The organism is Scytonema hofmannii PCC 7110 (assembly GCF_000346485.2).
Classification (GTDB): Bacteria; Cyanobacteriota; Cyanobacteriia; order Cyanobacteriales; family Nostocaceae; genus Scytonema; species Scytonema hofmannii.
The window spans coordinates 5007700-5026715 of the sequence record NZ_KQ976354.1 but is presented as its reverse complement, the minus strand read 5'-3'; the positions used below and the strand labels follow the sequence as shown (position 1 = coordinate 5026715).

Here is a 19016-nt window from a genome sequence, read left to right as displayed (position 1 = left end):
TGAGACCAAAAAAATCTCTAAACCAGTTTCAAATCTGGATACTCAGCTAAGATGTCATCAGAGGTGAGGGTATCGACAGAAGCTTGTGGAGTCCAAAGCACTTCCATTGCTAGTAGTTGCTCGCCGGGAACGCTACCCATGACACGTAAAGCTTGACGCAAATCATCGGCGCTGTTAACTTCTGGAAGTTGGAATTTACCCAGTGTTGCAGCTAGTAAGGTAACGATAATATATTCCCCAGGTCCTTCTGTAATCAGCTTGGTGGGATTATCGAGTTCACCCCCTGCAGCAGGTAAAGCATCTTTAGGTGTTGCTCCTTTAAGCTGGTTATTGACGTTAGTTAAAGTTTCTTCACTAAATTTGCTACGTTCTGCTATTGACAATCGATTAAACTGTGCCTCAGCAGCATTTAAACGTGCTTGTTGCGTACCTGTACCAGCATAAATCCAGTATTCTGGATGGCGTAAGAGGGCGAGGCTTGCTTCTTGTAAAACTTCTGCTCTCCCTTCCGGAGAGTTGGTGTCAGCAGTTTCAGCAATGTAGTTGAGTTCGTTTTGCAAACCACGAGCGCTAGCTAACAAACCGACTTGCAGACGAGTGACGGAAACATTTGGGTTGCTACCAACTTCTGTTTCACCACTTCCAACGCGGCGGAAGGTTTGGACAAAAAAGTTTGCGATCGCTATAAATATCAACACGCTGAACAGAGTTCCTATCCCACCTCCAAATCCAAAAAAGGGAATCAGGAAAGGAAAGCCAAAACCACCACCAGGGTAAGGAGCATAGTATCCTCCACCGGGAGGTGCATAAGTTCGGGGAGAAGAGTAAGGACGGCTTGAAGGTACCCTGAAAGAACCACCTCCGATTCTACCTCCACTAGCGGCTAACGCTCCATTAGCTTGACCGAATGCTAATGCGAACACAAGACTTAGGAGGAACAGGGTTTTTAAAACGGGTTTGATAGCTTGTTGTAGTTTTTTATGCATAATCCAGTCACTTGAAAAACAGTATTGGTTATTTTTTCTCCCAATCCTACAATTATGAGGTCTGTGGGTAACGTCAGCCTGAGCTTCTTAGGGGTTAGTAACGATAACAAGGTACATTTCCAATGTACTGTCTTCCCTCTCAACTCAACAGCGAACCGTGGAGGGATTTCTGGAGTTGATAACCGAACAACATGGAGTGGGGAGTGGGGAGTGGGGAAGGTGGGGCCCCCTCTGGGGATAAGGGGCAATGGGGAGTAGGGAGTGGGGATTGTAGATATTTATTGAACGTGCGTAAAACCCCCTTTAATTTCAGTTGTATCTATGCAAGATTCCCGACTTCTCAAAGAAGTCGGGAATCCTAGTCAATAAAATAAAATAATTTCTTTATTTTTGTACCAAAAGATAATTAAGAAAGGTAGCTTTTTGGCATTTTGGCATCACATTTCAGTGATATTTCAGATATTCTAAGAACAATAGCCAACCAGGGTAATTTCAATCTTGAGTCGTTTGCTGTGCATTTTACACTCACGGCTAAGTCTTTTGGGCTAAATCTAAAAAGCAATTATCCAGCAGCTAACACTCAGATATCAACTGAAGGTCAAGGGAAAACGTATGAATTCTCGAACTAATCCTTTAGATGGAATAGAATTTTCTCAGGAAGCCACTAGACTAGTGGTTAGTTTGAGCTAAACGTTACCTGTCAAGCTAGAAATATATTTTCAATTCATTAATAGTATCTCGTTTTTCAGCTTTCCTGATGTTGAGTTATTCAGATGCCTGATGGAAAATATTTCACGAATAAGCGCCCCAACTAGTAGAGCCAAAGCTGCATCTTACCCGGACATCCTGGTCATATCTCGTTCCTTTCAGCCGCAAGAAGGAGGAATTGAAGAGTATGTTTACAATCGTTGTCTGCAAGATCCAGAACGAGTGATTGTTTTAACAGCTAGTTGCACCGGGGATCGCTTGTTTGATAAATCTCAACGGTTTCCCATATATCGCTGGCCTATTTCCCGCCTATGGTGTGGTAGTTTTTTGGGCAGAGGGGTGCAAACTCTCTTCAATATGGTCTGGTCATTTGTACTAGCCATTAAACTCTACTTTCGCTATCACTACCGCTATATTGAATGGGGTCATGGCTACCATTTTCTTTGTCTGTTGCTCTTAAGCTACCTCCTCCCCGTTCGCTGTTTCATCTATCTACATGGTCAAGATGTTCTTGGTCTATCACGTCACCCTATATTACGCCCTCTGTTTGAACTTACATTAAACCGAGTGCAAGGGATTGTATGTAGTAGTTCTTGTACGCAAGATTTCTTGACGACTCATTTCCATTTTCATACACCTACCCACGCCATCAAGCCTGCGGTAAGAGGAGAAAAATTTGGTGTTACAACTCTAGATAGCGTTGAAGATTTACGCGCCCACCTCCGGTCTGGATATAAAATTCCAGAGACAGCAGTGGTCATTCTTTCAGTAGGACAGTTGACGAAGCGTAAAGGCTTTGACCGCGTTATTGAAAACTTAACACTCTTGTTAACTTGTGGGATTGACGTTTACTACATCTTGTGCGGGCGAGGTTCTTATGAGTCTGAACTGAAATCTTTGGCACATCGTTTGCGGGTACAGAGGCGGGTTCATTTTGCTGGGTATGTCTCAGACCGGGAATTAACAAGTTATTATGCAGCTTGCGATATATTCGCAATGCTGAGTTTATGCGATAATAATAAGTTATCCTCTTTTGGTGGTGGCAGCATGGCTTGCTTGGAAGCAGCTTACTTTGGTAAGCCCGCGATCGCCTCTCGTTTGGGGAGCGTGTCAGATATCGTTTACCATGAGAACAATGGCATTCTCGTCGATCCCAACTCCGGGTACGAAGTTTTCCAAGGGTTTAAGCGTCTTTGTCAGGATCGGAACTTGCGCGAAGCAATGGGACGCAAAGGGAAACAATTGGCTGGTCGGAAAACCCTTCATCGATCGCTCTACATTCGGTGAGTCTCACTACTCGAGTTTGTGAACTTAGCCACCACCAACTATGGTAACTACCTCAATGCGATCTCCCTCTTTCATTCTCGTCTCAGACCAAAATTGGCGGTGTAAAATTTCACCGTTGTATTCTACTGCAACCAAACGAGGATTAAACCCCAATTGTTGGAGTAAATCCGGTAAAGCAGTTTGAGACAGGCAATTGCGGTTTTCGCCATTCACCTGAAGTGTAATTGAGTCAGATATAGGGCTTACCATTTTCTGGTCTCACACGATTGGTCAACTGAGAGATAAAAAATTGTGTCACCAAGGTGGGTTGTTCCGCTTCTATGAGGCTGCGTACCACAGCTACACGATTTGCTCCAGCATTGATAACGTCATTGATGTTGCTTGTATCGATCCCACCTATAGCAAACCAGGGTATAGGACAATTTTTAGCAGCATAGCTGACATATTCTAACCCAGCAGCTGGCTTGCCTTCCTTTGTAGGAGTTTCATAAACTGGTCCGACACCGATGTAATCTGCACTATCAGCAATAGCTGCTTGCATTTCTTGTAAATTTGTGGTAGAACGACCTATCAAGCGGTGAGGGCCGAGTAATTGACGAGCAACAGCAACAGGTAAATCTTGTTGTCCGAGATGCACTCCATCTGCATCGACTGCCAAAGCCAAATCCACTCGGTCATTGATAATAAAAATAGCACCGTAGGAGTTGCATAGCTGCCGCAATTTCTGAGCTTGCTCCAGACGCTTAGTATCATCGGCTACTTTATCGCGGTACTGCACTAGAGTTAATCCTCCTTTGAGAGCAGCTTCCACAGTTTCCAATAACTTTTCACTTGGGGAGGTGACTAGATACAGATGCGATCGCAATAAAAGTTGCTGCCTCTGATATCCCATCAGACCACTTTCTAGGGTATAAATACGATAGCGCATCTGCTTAAAAGCTTTCCCCATATTGGGGTTATAAAGCTTAGAGTACTCTTCTATGACCCTCAAAGCTTCTTGCACCCGGCAAAAATTTGCTTGTAACAACGACTTAATGTCCGTGCGTTCTTCCTCTTGAGGGTGAGTCAGAGCCGTTCCGGGGTCGTCAGGAGTGTTTCGCGCCGCCCGCAATTCAGCAGTGTGCCAACTTGCCAATTCTTGTCGCTCTTTTTTACATTCCCCAACCAGTTGGGCGCTATTCAAGCCAAAGCGACACCATTCCTCAATGATACGCAAGCCCTCGCGAGCTCGATCCAAATTGGCATCCAGTATCCGGTAAACAACCTGCTGAATATGTTCTTTTTGGTTGTGGGCTTTGACCATTACAACAACCCCATTCGTGTTTTCATCGTAACAGCCAACCTCTTTCATATTCGTAATATTCTTTGTATTTCAATAAGTTCTTTCTTAAATTACTTTGTATCAAAAATCCCCATTTGGTCAACATACGAGTAACATTATGGTCATAACTACGTCTAAAGAAGTATAGAAAGTGCTAGTTAGTCAAAGGAGTTTGTAAAAGTGAATTGCCCCCACATTATCAACAAGCCTTTTTGGACATACGCCCTACCAGCAAAGTCAATCACTAAGAGCCACAAGCCACATTCTTCCATTCATGTATCAATAATGTCAGTGCTTCGTTCTTCAATTTTATTGTGTACCGTTAGCATGGGAGTAGCATTTATGGGGTTGCTAGATGCAACCCGAAAAGCTGCTCTGGCTCAGATCCCCCCCACCGAAATTAGAAATGGAGGGCAACTCGGTGTCCAAACAATGTCGCAGGTAAATGTACTCTTTGTCAACCCAAGTATCGGAGATGACAAAGTAGGAAACGGGGGTGAAAACGCTCCTTTCAAAACAATTACTCAAGCACTACAAGTTGCTGGTTCCAATACAGTTATTATGCTCTCAAAAGGAACCTACAGTGCTGAGACAGGAGAAAAGTTTCCTTTAGTTCTCAAACCAAATGTGTCAATTCAAGGGGACAATCGCAACAAAGGTCGTGGTATTGTAATTACCGGAGGCGGTAATTACCTCAGCCGTACCTTTGGAGGACAAAACGTCACTATTGTGGGTGCAAACCAAGCCGGCTTGACTGGCGTGACACTCACCAATACCAATCCACGCGGTTATGGTTTGTGGATTGAATATAGTAATCCGTTAATTGCAGAAAATACTTTTACTGGCAGTACCCAAGATGGGATTATTGTCACAGGCAACAGTGCGCCTGTTATTCGGAATAATTTCTTTTATGAAAATGGAGCAAATGGAATCACAATTTCTGGTTCCTCCCGCCCCCAGGTACGAGAAAACGTTTTTCAACAAACGGGTTTTGGCATTAACATTGCTCAAAACTCTCAGCCAGTTATAGTAGGTAACCAGGTTCAGTACAATAGAGTTGGTGTTGTCGTACAAGCTAAGGCTCGCCCTGTATTGCGAAATAATCTCATCCAGGGTAGCAAAGAAGACGGGTTGGTCGCTCTTGCTCTAGCAGTCCCCAACTTGGGAAGCAACTCCGAACCTGGAGGTAACGAGTTTCGCAACAACACTCGCTACGACATCAATGCTAGTGCCGCCAAAGAAATTTTTCCAGCTTTTGGTAACAAAATAAATCAAACCCGCATTGCTGGTAAAGTTGATTTTACAGGTAATGTAGCGATCGCAGATGCAGGCACGCGGGGGCTTGGAGGAGAAGCCAATTATACAGAGGAGCAGGGAAGCAGGGGAGCAGGATCTTTGGGGAATTACCCACTTTCGACAATTCCCGTAAATCGTCAACCCTTACCTAGAAGTACCGAGATACTCGCGCCTAATGTACAGACAGCCATCAATGGGCGGCAATCGCCCACAACCAAGTATGAAAATCCCTCTTCTCTACCCCCTACCCCCTACTCCCTAACCCCTTTCAAGACAGGATATCGAGGGCAACCTTTACCCAGAACAATTATACATCAACCAGCATCTTTCCCAAGCAGAACCACTCAACTACCAGTCAATAATTCTTCAGAGACATCACCATCAAATTATACACGAATTTCTCCCAATACTATCGAGTTTGCTGCACCCCAAGCAGATTACCAAGTGTCAAATACCGTACTTGCACCTGCACCAGTGCAAAGAGCAAGGTCTCAAGCAACGTCAATGCCCGGTTTAGACGCATCCCCTGTAGGTGAGTCAGCACTTTTGCCAGTTCCCAATACCAATATTCCCATAGGCAACAGTCGCGGTAGGCGAAAAGCACCCGCTCGAAACTCCTCAGCAACAGTTTACAACGCAGCTGCGTCATCACCAGCCCAAGAAGGTCAAATCAATTTACGTTACCGGGTGATCGTTGAGATAGAGAATGGTAAAGACCAAGAATTAGTAAAGTTTCTCGCACCTGGTGCTTTTCGGACTCTCTGGCGAGGTCGTGATGTTATGCAAGCGGGCATTTTCAGCACTCGTTACAACGCCGATAGTATGGTGAAAATATTTAACAACAATGGTTTAAGAGCGGCTATTGAGCCGATAAATTAGGGGGAAGGGAGTAGGGAGTAGGGAGTAGGAGGAAAATACCATCTATTCCCTATTCCCCTCTCCCCATTCCCTATTCCCCAATCCGCCAATAATAACGATTCCATTCATAGATTCCTTGAATTTCGTATTCTTCTCCAGTGTTGAAGCGAATAATGCAATTTGTTGACGAACCACTACTATCATTCGTTTCATCAATCCGAATAATAGTACACTTATACCATTGACGACTGCAAGGGCCATCGTCTTGTACCCACTCCCACAGAGCATTACACACTTCAATGCGATCGCCAACTCTTAGCTTTGGCGCATCCTCATAAACATACTTTTGAAAGTGACAATCTTCGACGCGATTTAACCACTGTAAGCCATAGCGATCGCGAATAAACTGTACTGCACCTGAGTCATTTTCAAGCAGCCAATCGTTCAGTAGCTGTGCTTTCCACGAAAGGTTTTGTTCTTCTTGAGACTTAACAAATTCTAACAGTGCGTGTATCTCCTCTTGTGTAAGTTCGTCTAACGGATTTAACACATCTGACACATCTAGTTGAGAGTTTCCCTTAACTTTCTCTACTACTTGTAGTAGGATCTCCTTCTGTGTGTCGGTGAGAGGACAGCTAGCTGCATCGCAACGATAAAACGCTGCTTGCAAGGCTACTTGAATCTCATCTGGACTCATAGGTGGTACAGTAATGGATGACTTGATTGAACCCTCAGCGAGTTGCTGAGAACTTATTTAATAATTATTACAAAATTAAAAAAGAAGTCTTCAATACCTCTAGAGCGAAATTCTTGTAAGCTGAGATAGATGTAGCCTATGATTCTACCTTATCCACGGTGTCTTTTATGCTGTTGCGATCGCTCACAGTTATTCTTGTTTTTTGTATCATTTCAGTACTGTCATGGACATTTACCCCTTTCGCTGAAGCACTGACACAGGTTAAGCTATACGATCTCTCCTACCAACAGTGTCCAGGAGAACTAGCACAAGGATCTGTGACAAGTGGTGGAACGACAATGGCAGCAAACTGCTTTATTGTCACAGGCAAAGCTCGAAATGACACAAACAAGACCGTCTACGATGCGGATATTTTTGGTCGTATTTATGATGTTAACAACGATCCAGTAATGCAAAACCGCACGCGCCTTGGGTCTATTGATGAAATTCCACCTGGTGTCAGTAATTTTGAATTGCGAATTTCTGTAGCCGCGAATCAGCCCTTACCTTTAAAGCTCAAGCAATTTAAGGCAGCAGGGTTCAGCGCTCAAATTCGGAAGTAGGGAGGAGTGACCAGTGACCAGTGACCAGTGACCAGTGACCAGTGACCAGTGACCAGTGACCAGTGACCAGTGACCAATTACAAAAAAGTAGAGACGGTTTTTTGGCAATCGTCTCTAAATAAACATCTCCAGAAATTAATTGTGCATTGTATACAATTCTTAATAGAGACTAAGCATGGCTAGTCTCTACATTGCTTTTTGAGATGTCTCTGGAAGCAGTTGCCAAACTTAACCGACAATGGAAAAGCGTGTTAGAGACATAAGCAAAGAACTCAAAACGTTAAGCAGTAGAAAAGCCAATAGTGGAGAAAAGTCCATTCCACCCAAGGGGGGAATTATGGAACGGAAGAGATTGAGGTAAGGGTCTGTGATTTGGCTGAGGGCTGCAAATGGCTGGCTACCCCAACTGATGTTAGGGAACCATGACAAGAGGACTCTGATAATCAGTAAGATACTATAAATCTGTACGAATTGATAGAGTGTGCTGATCAGTAGATTCATGGATGGGTCAGTTTCCTGTTGAGTGTTAAAAGCGGTGTTATCCTTGATTCTAATTTATCTTTTATTTCAGCGCGTGCAATTACAATTATCCGCGTTCAGTTTCCAGATCTTATTTGTCATGGTCACTGGTCACTGGTCACTGGTCACTGTATTGAGGGGAACGGTCGTTAATGGGTTGATTGGCATTGCCATTCACATTTCCCAATTGCTGACGCACTTCATCAATCGTGGCATTGAGCTGAGCAATTTTATCTTCTAGAGATCGCCGTGCCATCTCCATCTCCATGCTGTCTTCTTCAGAAGCTTTGATAGGACGCTTTTTCGCTGCTTTTTTAACTTCTGTTGCGCTAGAGTTTAACTGACGCTCTTCTTCTGGTAATTCTTCAGGTTCTCGTTTGTAAGCAACAAGCGCACCCACAAGCCCACCTACTACGCTACCAACAATTGCTCCGGTTAGAAAACCACTTGCAAAACCATCTTGCTGACTCATATCCTTACCACCTTACTCTCCTTTACAGTTATCACCTTCAAATAACCTGTCAATAGCTACCAAGAGCATCTAACTCTTTCTGTTTGCGTTTCAGCCTCAGAGCCTTAGACTTCAAGCCTAACAACTTTTTATTGATCCGCTTGTACTGTTGAGGCTTGCCGTTAAACTTAGTAATACTTTGTTCGAGTTTCTCTATTTCTTCTTGAAAATACTTCCAGCCAGATTTAAGATCGGATGACAACAATTCAATTCGATTTTGCTTTGCTGTTTGCAACTGGTCATAAGTTGACTTAGCTAATGTTGCTATACTATCAGCCCATGCCCAAGCAATCCCAAAACGTGATTGAAGAATCTTCTCGACCTCTGAATCAGACTTCCCGGATTGAAGTAGATTTAAAGCTGTTCTTTGATATGAGCCGTAATAATAACTCATGTCTTCAAGCAGCAGAGCTTCTGAGATTTGAGGTAATTTCGCTTCGATTCCAACCCGGCGCTGAAAATCCGGTTTACCCGACTTGACTTTTGATTTACTAATAGTAGTTAGTCTTGCTATTAAAGGTTTTTTCTTTTTCACCAGGTTGTATCACCTCCTTAAATTGAAATCTGTTTATATTTAAGATACTAACTGCTTTTAACAGGTATGTTAACAAGTCTCGGATTGTATACCTTATTCATCTCCCATACCTGTTAGTATTAGGATATATTAACAGGTATTGGCAGATAATTACGATTTCATCAAAACAGTTATTATGCACTGGTCACTGGTTACTTGTCACTGCCCCTACGTGCATACTAGCTTATGTTCCAAAGATGCGATCGCCTGCATCTCCCAAACCTGGTACAATGAAACCGCGATCGTTGACCATTTGATCGATGGTGGCCGTGTAAACAATTAAGCCAGGATAAGCATCATTCAATTTTTGCAAAGCTGGTGGAGCTGCAACTACGCTAATAATCCGAACCTGAGTTGGATCGACACCGCGTTGTGTTAATTCTGCCATAGCCGCCATGATAGATCCACCCGTTGCGAGCATTGGATCGGTAACCAACACTCGCGTTTGCGATTGAAATTTTTTTGGCAACTTATTTAAGTAACACAGAGGTTGTAAAGTTTCTTCATCTCGCACCAATCCTAAATGATAAATTGATGCTAGGGGCAGAACTGTTTGCGCCCCTTCCAGTAACCCCAGTCCGGCTCGTAGAATTGGTACTACTGCCACAGGTACTGTTGGATCTATCAGAGTTGCCGGACAGGAATCTAAGGGAGACTGCACTGTTGTTTCTTGAGTTGGCAACCATTCTCGAGCTGCTTCATAAGTCAGCCACCGTCCTAACTCCGTCATCGCACTGCGAAACAGCACCGAGGGGGTTCCAGCATCACGAGCAACTGCCAACCAGTGCTTTATCAGAGGATGAGGGGGAACGTATACGCGCAATTGTAGCGTCATAGCCGGAAATAGCCGCTTTTTCTAATAAGTAACGACCGAAACATCTTGACGATCTCCAGCCTCAAGGCTGAGAGATTCTTAAGACATCGCTATCTTAATATCCTGATTGCTCAGGTTCCCAGGCTCAACACTTTTCCCACAAGGGGGTGCTGATGTCTCCTCAAGGTTGTTTCGGGCGTAGACTTTCCCCCAGTCCGGGGGTAGGTTTTTAAATCTTGTACTGATATGAATATTTTAGCATATTTGACAACCAAATCGCACTCCAGCCTTTAAGCTTTCACCTAGTGAGTCCAGCCCTGATGGCGAACGCGAACGCCTGTGCCTTGCACATAGCGTGGCACGAAGGGTTTCTACTATGACAACTACTTTGTTTTTTGTTGATAAATTTTTGCATTAGTAGTTGACAGCAATTCTCAATCAAGGTTATATTGTTGTTCAGTGTTCTCCTCTCTTTAAGGATCGGCAAACGGGATTGGTCAGGGTTCGTCTGGCTTGTCCCTCTTTTTTGTTATTTAGTTAGTAGTTACCACTAACCACTAACCACTAACCACTAACAATTATATGGATGTCATAGTTATTGGATCTGGAATAGGCGGTTTAGTAACAGCAACTCAATTAGCAGTTAAGGGTGCTAGAGTGCTGTTACTGGAACAATATTTAATCCCTGGGGGTAGCGCTGGTTATTTTGAGAGGGAGGGCTATCGATTTGATGTTGGGGCATCTATGATATTTGGATTCGGGCAAAAAGGAACGACTAACTTGCTTGCACGTGCCTTACAATCTGTCAATGTTAACTTAGAGGTGATTCCCGATCCGGTTCAAATTCACTATCATTTACCAGAAGGTTTGGATATTAAAGTTGACCGCATTTATGAAGAATTTTTGCAAAATCTAACTGCGTACTTTCCACATGAGAGCAAAGGAATTCGTCAATTTTATGATGAATGTTGGCGAGTCTTTCATTGTCTCAATAGTATGGAGTTGCTGTCATTGGAGGAACCCCGGTATTTACTTCGCAGTTTTTTTCAGAAGCCTTTGGCGTGTCTTGGTTTAGCAAAATATCTACCTCAAAATGTTGGGGATGTGGCAAAGCGTTATATTAAAGACCCCCAATTGTTAAGATTTCTTGATATAGAGTGCTATTGCTGGTCAGTAGTACCTGCTCAGATGACACCCATGATTAATGCTGGAATGGTTTTTTCAGATAGACACTACGGAGGTGTCAATTATCCTAAAGGTGGGGTAGGACAAATTGCTCAAAAATTAGCAGAAGGGTTGATTAAAGCAGGAGGACAAATTCAATATCAAGCCAAGGTCTCGAAAATTCTCATAGAAAATAAACAAGCTGTGGGTGTACAACTCACTAACGGTCAAGTGTATCGTGCTAAACGAATTGTCTCAAACGCTACACGATGGGATACCTTTGAGAAATTACTAAATCAACAAGAAATTCCTTCTAATGAAAAAAGATGGCAGCAACGCTATCAGAAGTCACCTAGTTTTCTAAATTTGCATATGGGAGTAAAAGCGGAAGTTTTGCCTTCAGGGACAGAGTGCCATCACATTTTGCTAGAAAACTGGGAAAAGATGACAGCGACAGAAGGAACTGTATTTGTGTCGATTCCAACGTTGCTTGACCCAGAGTTAGCACCTTCTGGATATCACATCATTCACTCTTTTACACCTTCCTGGATTGATGACTGGCTGGGTTTATCAGCAAGTGAGTATGACGCAAACAAAGAACAGGCGGCTTGGAGAATAATTAATCGTTTGGAAAAGATTTTTCCAGGGTTAAATGCAGGTTTGGATTATTTAGAGGTGGGGACTCCTAAAACCCATCGTCGCTTTTTAGGTCGTGATGATGGTACTTATGGACCAATCCCCCGACAGAAGTTGCGAGGGTTGTTGGGAATGCCTTTCAACAGAACATCAATTTCAGGGCTTTATTGTGTGGGAGATAGTACGTTTCCCGGTCAGGGTTTAAACGCAGTGGCATTTTCTGGGTTTGCTTGTGCTCATCGTATCGCTGTTGATTTGGGGCTGAATCAGTGACCAGTGACCAGTGACCAGTAACCAGTGAGTGGTGACGGGTGTCACAAAATAGTGACAATGCGACCTACGATGTTGGGAGAAATGAGAATGTGACATTATAGCCTTTCTCAGTCTAATGAGGTACACCCCCCTTTCATCCCCCCAAGGCATCGGGGGGACAGAGGGGGGTAATTTTTGTACCTCACCAAGTTGAAATTTGCTGTAAGCTTTCAATTGTTGAATTGGTTGTGAGAACTTTGATTGACTATAAACACTTAGCAGTGTGTCGATGCTCACACAAAAGCTTAATAGTTAGATCTGCCTATAGGTCTTACAATACCAACTGTCACTAAGCGAAACTGAAAAGATAAAGGAACCAATGTTAATAGTAGCCATCCCCCTGCACCTGCTCTCTTGCCGTGTACTATTGCAGGGGTTTTCTTAGTTTAACCTTTGTTATTAGTCAGGGTCGCAATAGCTTTGGGTGATATCACAGGGTTTACAGTTGTAATAAAGGAAAGTTAATCAGCAAGAGTATTGCGAAAAATTTTACACAACAAGAGATAAAGTTCATTACAAGCCTTTGTACATACTACATAAGCTACTAAAAGTCTCGTTTTTTGCCAAAAGATTTACTAGATGACATATTGAGATTGAGTTATTGCCTCCTCTCCTTGTGCCATTAGTTGCTTTTCTAAGCACTGTTAAGCCAAGGAGGCTCCCAATGTTGGTGTCTAACCATCTCAATTTGCCGATAGAAAATCGGCTACTCGCCGCTCTACCTGCTTCAGAATACCAACGCCTTATTCCTCACCTGGATTTCGTTACGCTCTCACTCAAGCAAGTGCTCTACGAGTCTGGCGAACCAATTAAACACGTCTATTTTCCCCATCAGGCAATAGTTTCTTTGGTCTCCACCCAGTCAGACGGCTCGACGGTCGAAGTCGGTGTGGTAGGCAATGAAGGCATGGTGGGTCTTCCCGTAATTTGGGGCGGTAACACCACAACTACCACCGCGTTTGTGCAGATTGCAAACACTGCCATGAGGATGGAGACAGAACATCTCAAAACCGAGTTCAACCGAGGTGCTTCACTTCAAAGTCTGCTGTTACGTTATACGCAAGTACTGTTCACCCAGGTCTCGCAAACAGCTGTTTGCAACCGTCTCCATACAATAGAAGAACGACTCGCCCGGTGGCTGTTGATAGTCTCTGACCGTATGCCGTCAAACACGTTTGCTCTCACTCAGGAATTTATCGCCCAAATGCTTGGTACACGGCGCTCTGGCGTCACAGTGGCTGCAGGCACCCTCAGCAAGGCGGGAATAATCCACTATAGTCGTGGCAGAATTACTATCCTGAATCGGTCAGACTTGGAAGCGACTTCCTGTGAATGTTATCATCTCGTTAAAGCCGAGTGCGAGCGGTTGCTAGGTAATGGGTTGCGGGCGTGATTTCAGATGAATTCTTTCTCAGTAGTTGTTTGTGTCGGAAACCGTACAGACGCCTATACTCAGTTTGTTTATACTACTAAGAAAATTTAGTAAATCTGAGACAGAAAAGTATTCTGTTTATATAGGACTAATGGATAGGATTATTAAGCGGATATTGATATGTGATGATAATGCTGATAACTCTTTTCTTCTCCAAGCAATTCTAGAAGCAGAGGAGCGCGAGATTGAGATTGCTGATTCTGGTGCGGCAGTGTTAACTAAGATTGAAACTGACTCTGACTCGACTGACCTGCTGATACTAGATGTGATGATGCCTGAAATGGATGGATACGAAATTGCTCAACGTATCAGACAATCAGATAAGTTTCAATCTCTTCCTATTTTGTTAGTCACAGGTATTAGTGAAGATTATTCTCAAAACTATCGCGATGTAAAGGTTGATGGATTGATCCGAAAGCCTATTGACATCGATCTAGTAATCGCTCAAGTGGAAGCTATTCTACACCCCAGTCTATAAAACAAATATACCTGGTTATGAGAAAATAATTGACAAGTTTCTCAATGGAAATTTGTCAATTAAAATATTTTATAAATTAAAATATTTATTGTTTGGATCTTAATTAGTATTTAAAAATACAAAAACGTGGTGAAAAGAAACTGGTTTCGATTATTACTAGCACTAATAGTTGCTTATTTTTGCGTAATAGCACCACCAATGTTGAAAAGTACTTCTGCGGCGATCGCTGATTCACCGCACGTAACAAAAAGCCAAGATAAGACACAGGCTTTAGTGGAACAGGGTAAAAGACTTTACGAAGCCGGAGAGTTTTCTCATGCAGCTGATGTCTTGAAAGAAGCTTCTACAGTTTTTGAAGCTAATGGGGATAGTTTGCAGGCGGCTATGACGTTAAGTAATCTTTCCTTGGCTTATCAGCAACTGAGTTTGTGGAATCAAGCAGAGGACGCGATCGCACAAAGTTTAAATTTGTTACAAGATTTACAAAATTCACAAGAATATTCTAGAATTCTCGCACAAACTCTAGATGTACGAGGGCAGTTGCAGTTAGCACAGGGCAAAACAGAGTCTGCACTTATGACTTGGCAAGACGCTGCTCATATTTATCAGAAAATAGGAGAAAGCACAGCATTCACCCGCAACCGTATCAATTCCGCTCAAGCTTTACAAGCTTTAGGAAATTACCGTCAGGCAAATAAACTATTAACTGAGGTATCACAAACTCTTAAAAATCAACCAAATTCCCCCGTGAAAGTTGCACAATTATTGAGTCTTGGTAATGTTCTACAAGTTGTAGGTGATTTGAAAGAATCTCAGCAGGTGTTGGAGCAAAGTTTAGCACTTGCAAAAGCGTCACAATTGACTCAAATGGAGAGTGAAATTTTATTCAGTTTGGGTAACACAGCTCGTGCTCAGAAAAAATTTCAAAAAGCATTCAACGACTACCAACAAGCTGCAAGTCTGTCTTCTCAATCGCTTACCCGCATTCAAGCTTATCTCAATCAACTGAATTTATCGATCGCAACTAAGCAATCTTTCAATCATCTCATATTGTTATCTCAAATTCAATCTGCGATCGCTGACTTACCTACAAGCCGAAGGGCTGTTGAGGTGAAAATTAACTTTGCCCAAAATTTGATAAAACTGGGGAGTAGAGGAGAGGACACGGGGATGAGGGGACATGGAGATACGGCGAATGGAAAACTCTCCGCGTCTTCTTCCTCTGTCTTCCAAACAGCAGCCCGCGTTTTAACAGAAGCAGTCCAACAAGCACAAAGCTTGCAAGATCGGCGTTCTGAATCCTATGCTCTTGGGACTTTTGGGGAGTTATACGAACAAAATCAGCAGTTTTTATATGCCCAAAAACTGACAGAGAAAGCTTTGTTGATTGCTCAAGATCTAAATGTAGGGGATATTGCTTACCAGTGGCAATGGCAAATGGGGCGTCTACGCAAACAGCAAGGAGATCTTACAGGAGCAATTGCATTTTATTCTCAAGCATTCAAAACCCTTCAATCCTTGCGGCGCGATCTGGTGGCTATCAATCCAGATATTCAGTTTTCATTCCGGGAAAGTGTGGAACCAGTTTATCGGGAGTTTGTTACTTTGTTACTGCAAACAGGGAATAGGGGACAGGGGAACCCATCTCAGGATAATTTGCGACAAGCGCGTTTTGCGATGGAGTCTTTACAACTTGCAGAACTAGACAACTTCTTTCGCTCAGCTTGTTTGGAACCCAAGCAAGAACTTGACCCTGTGGTCGATCAAAAAGATCGACAAGCAGCTGTTATCTATCCAATTATTTTGCCCAATAGCTTAGAGGTCATTCTGAAATTACCCAATCAAGACTTGCACTACTATAACACTTTTATTGATCGAGATAAAGTCAATGATATTATAGAAAATCTTAGGAAAAATTTGCAAGATGTTACCCAAACTGCTCAAGTTAAACGACTCTCACAACAGGTATATAACTGGTTAATTCGACCAGCGGAAGCAGAATTAAGCAAGAATGGTATTAAAACTTTGGTGTTTGTATTGGATGGTGAGTTGCGAAACGTTCCTATGGCAGTTCTCTTCGACCAAGAACAGCAAAAATATTTGGTAGAGAAGTATGCGCTCGCCGTAACACCTGGTTTGCAACTTCTTGCTCCCCAACCCTTACAAAAGGTAAAGTTGAATGCTTTAACTGCAGGAGTGACGCAAGCACATTCCATTGAAAACCGCAAATTTCCCCAACTTAAAAATGTACCACGAGAGTTAAAAGAAATTCAATTGGAGATTCCTAAGAGCGAGAAATTACTCAATCAGCAATTTACCGAAAATAATCTGCAAAATCAACTGCAAACCGACCCTTACACAATAGTTCACCTAGCAACTCACGGTGAGTTTAGTTCCGATCCAGAAAAGACTTTTATTCTGATGTGGGATAAGTTACTTCAGGTCAAGGAATTTGATAAGTTATTAAGAGTTAGCGATCGCAAACGGTCAAATGCCATTGAGTTACTCGTTCTTAGTGCCTGTAAAACTGCTGAAGGAGACAAGCAAGCAGCACTAGGATTGGCTGGAGTTGCAGTCCGGGCGGGTACTCGCAGTACCCTAGCAACATTGTGGGCGGTTAATGATGAATCAACAGCTGATTTGATGAGTGAGTTTTACCGAGAGTTAAAAACTGGGGTGAATAAAGCAGAAGCACTCCAACGTGCTCAACTTGCAGTTTTTGCTAAGGATAAAAATCCCTTCTTCTGGGGATCTTTTGTACTTGTAGGCAATTGGTTATAGTTTTAGAAGACACTTCAACTGTATAACGCACTGTCCAAATTGACCATCATGTGAATCAACGAATAATGGTCGTTTCATACTTGTAGGGGCGCAAGGCCTTGCGCCCCTACGGTGGGTGATGTTGGTTCGTCAAAAAGATAAAAACCATAGAATTGAGAATATTAAAACATATTTAACATATTCGCGGAATTCCCCATCCGCCATGCGGTGGGGATGGATAGCGCACAAAAACTAGAGGTTCGTTCGCGTAGCGTCTCCGAAGGAGTTTGCCTCTAGTTTTTGTAATTTGTCTTCTAACGAACGAACAAACTCGCGAAACACATCAACCTGAGTTCTACCTGTCAAGTCACAGTACGTATTTAGAATTTTCTTTTCTTGCTCGGTAACTCGAAAAGTCAGCATATGTTTATTTGACATTTTCTTTATTTTCTACTTGCATTGTCTATCTATATGATATACAATAAAAGACAAGGAGGCAAGAAAATATGTCATTCAAAAGTAAAGAGCAAAAAGCGCTAGATCAGGATAAAAATAAAGATACGTATATCTCGACGGTTGTACAGCATTTAAAACTATCAAGTCTTGGATCTGCTGTAGTATCTGACATATTGTCACACGCCAACAGTTTATATAACACCTTGACTTTCAATTTGAGACAAGGATTTTTTGTACACAAAACTCTGAATTTTCAATCTTTGACCATTGATTTACAAACCGACTTCAAAGAAAACTACCATTACAAAATGCTGCATTCTCAAGCAGCCCAGTCTGTGTGTCATAAGGTGGCTGAGAATTTCAAATCATTCAAACAGCTTTTGGACAAGTATTTTAGCGAGGGAACAAAGAAGCCTAAATTACCAGGTTATCGTCAAAAAGGTGGTATGTTTGAAGTGACATATCCCAGTCAATCAGTAAATATATCACAAGAGCATGGCATTATATTTGCTACTGTTTCTACTGGCATTCTGTTCAAGAAGCAGCACAAAGAAGATGTCATGGAAACAAGTTTAAATGAAAGATTGAAATTCAGGATTCCTGATGACGTTGACCCCAAACGCCTTGTTGAGCTAGTAATTACATCAAAGCATAGAGAGATTTATCTACATTGGGTATGTAGAAAGAAAAAAGAAATTATTACTGAATTAGATAAGTCAAGTGTTTTAGGAATTGACATCGGGTTAAACAACTTTATTACTTGTATTCCGAACACAGGTAAAGAAGGATTTATCATAAATGGGCGACCATTAAAAGCAATAAATCAGTTTTATAATAAAACTGTATCTAAGCTAAAAAAGGGTAAGGATGAGAATTTCTGGAGTGGGAGTTTAGCTAGAGCAACTCAATCTAGGAATAACCAAGTCCGCGATTTTATCAAGAAATCTGCACGTACAATAATCAATAAATGTTTAGAATCAGGAATAGGCAAAATAGTATTTGGTTGGAATGAAGGGATAAAGAATGGAATAGACAATGGGCGTGTTAATAATCAAAATTTTGTACAAGTGCCGTTTACCGCATTACGTGATACGCTCAAGTATTTATGTGAAAGATCTGGAATAGAATTCGTAATTGTAGAAGAATCATACACTTCAAAAATGTCATTTTTTGATGGGGATGAGCTACCCGTATTCGGAAAAGAAACCGAATCCCAGAAGGAACAGAAGCCTTCCGGTAGAAGAACAAAGCGTGGTGAATACAAAACAGCAAGCGGAACAGTCGTCAACGCCGATGCTCAGGGTGCTTGCAATATCCTAAGAAAGGCAAAAATTGACACTTCAAAAATTACTTTTCGAGTGTGTCAAATTCTCAAAAGAATCAATATTTGGATAGGTAAAAAATTCCTATCATGTAAAGGTACGGCAGCAAGCTTGTCTTGTTGCACGACTATAGGAGTCACTGAACCGACTCGGTAAACTAGAAACCCCATCCGCCATGCGGTGGGGTGGTTCATACTGAGAACACTTGAAAATGATCTGCTATGTTAGTAAGCGCTCTCCCACTCTGTAAATAAACCTTCGCGCACGAAATAACGCCGTCAGG

At 42.4% G+C, this 19016-nt stretch carries 17 protein-coding genes; 8 read left to right on the top strand and 9 right to left on the bottom strand.

Annotation, left to right across the window (positions count from 1 at the left end):
- Positions 1–17: 17 nt before the first annotated feature.
- A complete protein-coding gene (locus WA1_RS20900) occupies positions 18–986 on the bottom strand; it encodes a DUF1517 domain-containing protein (RefSeq protein ID WP_017747576.1) in 969 nt (322 codons plus the stop codon).
- A gap of 780 nt (positions 987–1766) precedes the next feature.
- On the opposite strand from WA1_RS20900, the gene WA1_RS20895 reads away from it, so the two are divergent.
- A complete protein-coding gene (locus tag WA1_RS20895) occupies positions 1767–2981 on the top strand; it encodes a glycosyltransferase family 4 protein (protein WP_017747575.1) in 1215 nt (404 codons plus the stop codon).
- Positions 2982–3005: 24 nt separating this feature from the next.
- On the opposite strand, the gene thiS is transcribed toward WA1_RS20895, so the two are convergent.
- Together thiS and WA1_RS20885 are read right to left on the bottom strand one after the other, a co-directional pair.
- Positions 3006–3218, bottom strand: a complete 213-nt coding sequence (thiS, locus tag WA1_RS20890; RefSeq protein ID WP_026135121.1) for a sulfur carrier protein ThiS — start codon at positions 3216–3218, stop codon at positions 3006–3008.
- Entirely contained in the window at positions 3211–4332 is a 1122-nt protein-coding gene (locus WA1_RS20885) for a thiamine phosphate synthase (RefSeq protein WP_017747573.1), read from the bottom strand. The genes thiS and WA1_RS20885 overlap by 8 nt, the downstream gene beginning before the upstream one ends.
- A gap of 255 nt (positions 4333–4587) precedes the next feature.
- Here WA1_RS20885 and WA1_RS20880 point away from each other — a divergent pair, with 255 nt between their 5' ends.
- A complete protein-coding gene (locus tag WA1_RS20880) occupies positions 4588–6477 on the top strand; it encodes a DUF1565 domain-containing protein (RefSeq protein ID WP_148662733.1) in 1890 nt (629 codons plus the stop codon).
- A 70-nt stretch (positions 6478–6547) separates the two neighbouring features.
- Here the strand turns inward: WA1_RS20880 and WA1_RS20875 are convergent, their stop codons facing one another.
- Positions 6548–7153, bottom strand: coding sequence for a hypothetical protein (locus WA1_RS20875; RefSeq protein ID WP_017747571.1), 606 nt, complete (start codon positions 7151–7153; stop codon positions 6548–6550).
- 167 nt (positions 7154–7320) lie between these two features.
- Here WA1_RS20875 and WA1_RS20870 point away from each other — a divergent pair, with 167 nt between their 5' ends.
- Positions 7321–7755 carry a hypothetical protein gene (locus tag WA1_RS20870; protein ID WP_017747570.1) on the top strand — a complete coding sequence of 145 codons (435 nt, stop codon included), beginning with the start codon at positions 7321–7323 and terminating at the stop codon, positions 7753–7755.
- 228 nt (positions 7756–7983) lie between these two features.
- Here WA1_RS20870 and WA1_RS20865 read toward each other — a convergent pair whose 3' ends face one another.
- From WA1_RS20865 to upp, 4 genes are all read right to left on the bottom strand, one after another.
- Positions 7984–8256 (bottom strand): YggT family protein, encoded by a 273-nt coding sequence (locus WA1_RS20865; protein WP_017747569.1) that lies wholly within the window; start codon positions 8254–8256, stop codon positions 7984–7986.
- A gap of 136 nt (positions 8257–8392) precedes the next feature.
- Positions 8393–8746: a ssl2009 family thylakoid membrane protein gene (locus tag WA1_RS20860; protein WP_017747568.1), complete on the bottom strand. Its 354-nt coding sequence runs from the start codon at positions 8744–8746 to the stop codon at positions 8393–8395.
- 49 nt (positions 8747–8795) lie between these two features.
- Complete coding sequence (locus WA1_RS20855) at positions 8796–9320, bottom strand: hypothetical protein (RefSeq protein ID WP_017747567.1); 525 nt, start codon at positions 9318–9320, stop codon at positions 8796–8798.
- 223 nt (positions 9321–9543) lie between these two features.
- The gene (upp, locus tag WA1_RS20850; RefSeq protein ID WP_017747566.1) at positions 9544–10194 is read right to left on the bottom strand and encodes a uracil phosphoribosyltransferase; all 651 of its coding nucleotides are present in this window, start codon (positions 10192–10194) and stop codon (positions 9544–9546) included.
- Between the two features lie 561 nt (positions 10195–10755).
- Here upp and crtH point away from each other — a divergent pair.
- The 4 genes from crtH (at position 10756) to WA1_RS20830 (ending at position 16976) form a co-directional block, all read left to right on the top strand.
- Positions 10756–12246 (top strand): carotenoid isomerase, encoded by a 1491-nt coding sequence (crtH, locus tag WA1_RS20845; RefSeq protein ID WP_017747565.1) that lies wholly within the window; start codon positions 10756–10758, stop codon positions 12244–12246.
- A 703-nt stretch (positions 12247–12949) separates the two neighbouring features.
- Positions 12950–13678, top strand: a complete 729-nt coding sequence (locus WA1_RS20840) for a Crp/Fnr family transcriptional regulator (protein ID WP_017747564.1) — start codon at positions 12950–12952, stop codon at positions 13676–13678.
- A 130-nt stretch (positions 13679–13808) separates the two neighbouring features.
- Positions 13809–14195, top strand: a complete 387-nt coding sequence (locus WA1_RS20835; protein ID WP_017747563.1) for a response regulator — start codon at positions 13809–13811, stop codon at positions 14193–14195.
- A 198-nt stretch (positions 14196–14393) separates the two neighbouring features.
- Positions 14394–16976: a CHAT domain-containing protein gene (locus tag WA1_RS20830; RefSeq protein ID WP_148662732.1), complete on the top strand. Its 2583-nt coding sequence runs from the start codon at positions 14394–14396 to the stop codon at positions 16974–16976.
- A gap of 231 nt (positions 16977–17207) precedes the next feature.
- Here the strand turns inward: WA1_RS20830 and WA1_RS20825 are convergent, their stop codons facing one another.
- Positions 17208–17393 carry a hypothetical protein gene (locus tag WA1_RS20825; protein ID WP_017747561.1) on the bottom strand — a complete coding sequence of 62 codons (186 nt, stop codon included), beginning with the start codon at positions 17391–17393 and terminating at the stop codon, positions 17208–17210.
- A gap of 68 nt (positions 17394–17461) precedes the next feature.
- Between WA1_RS20825 and WA1_RS20820 the strand changes: the two genes are divergently transcribed.
- Positions 17462–18889, top strand: coding sequence for an RNA-guided endonuclease InsQ/TnpB family protein (locus WA1_RS20820; RefSeq protein WP_017747560.1), 1428 nt, complete (start codon positions 17462–17464; stop codon positions 18887–18889).
- The last annotated feature ends 127 nt before the right edge of the window (positions 18890–19016 follow it).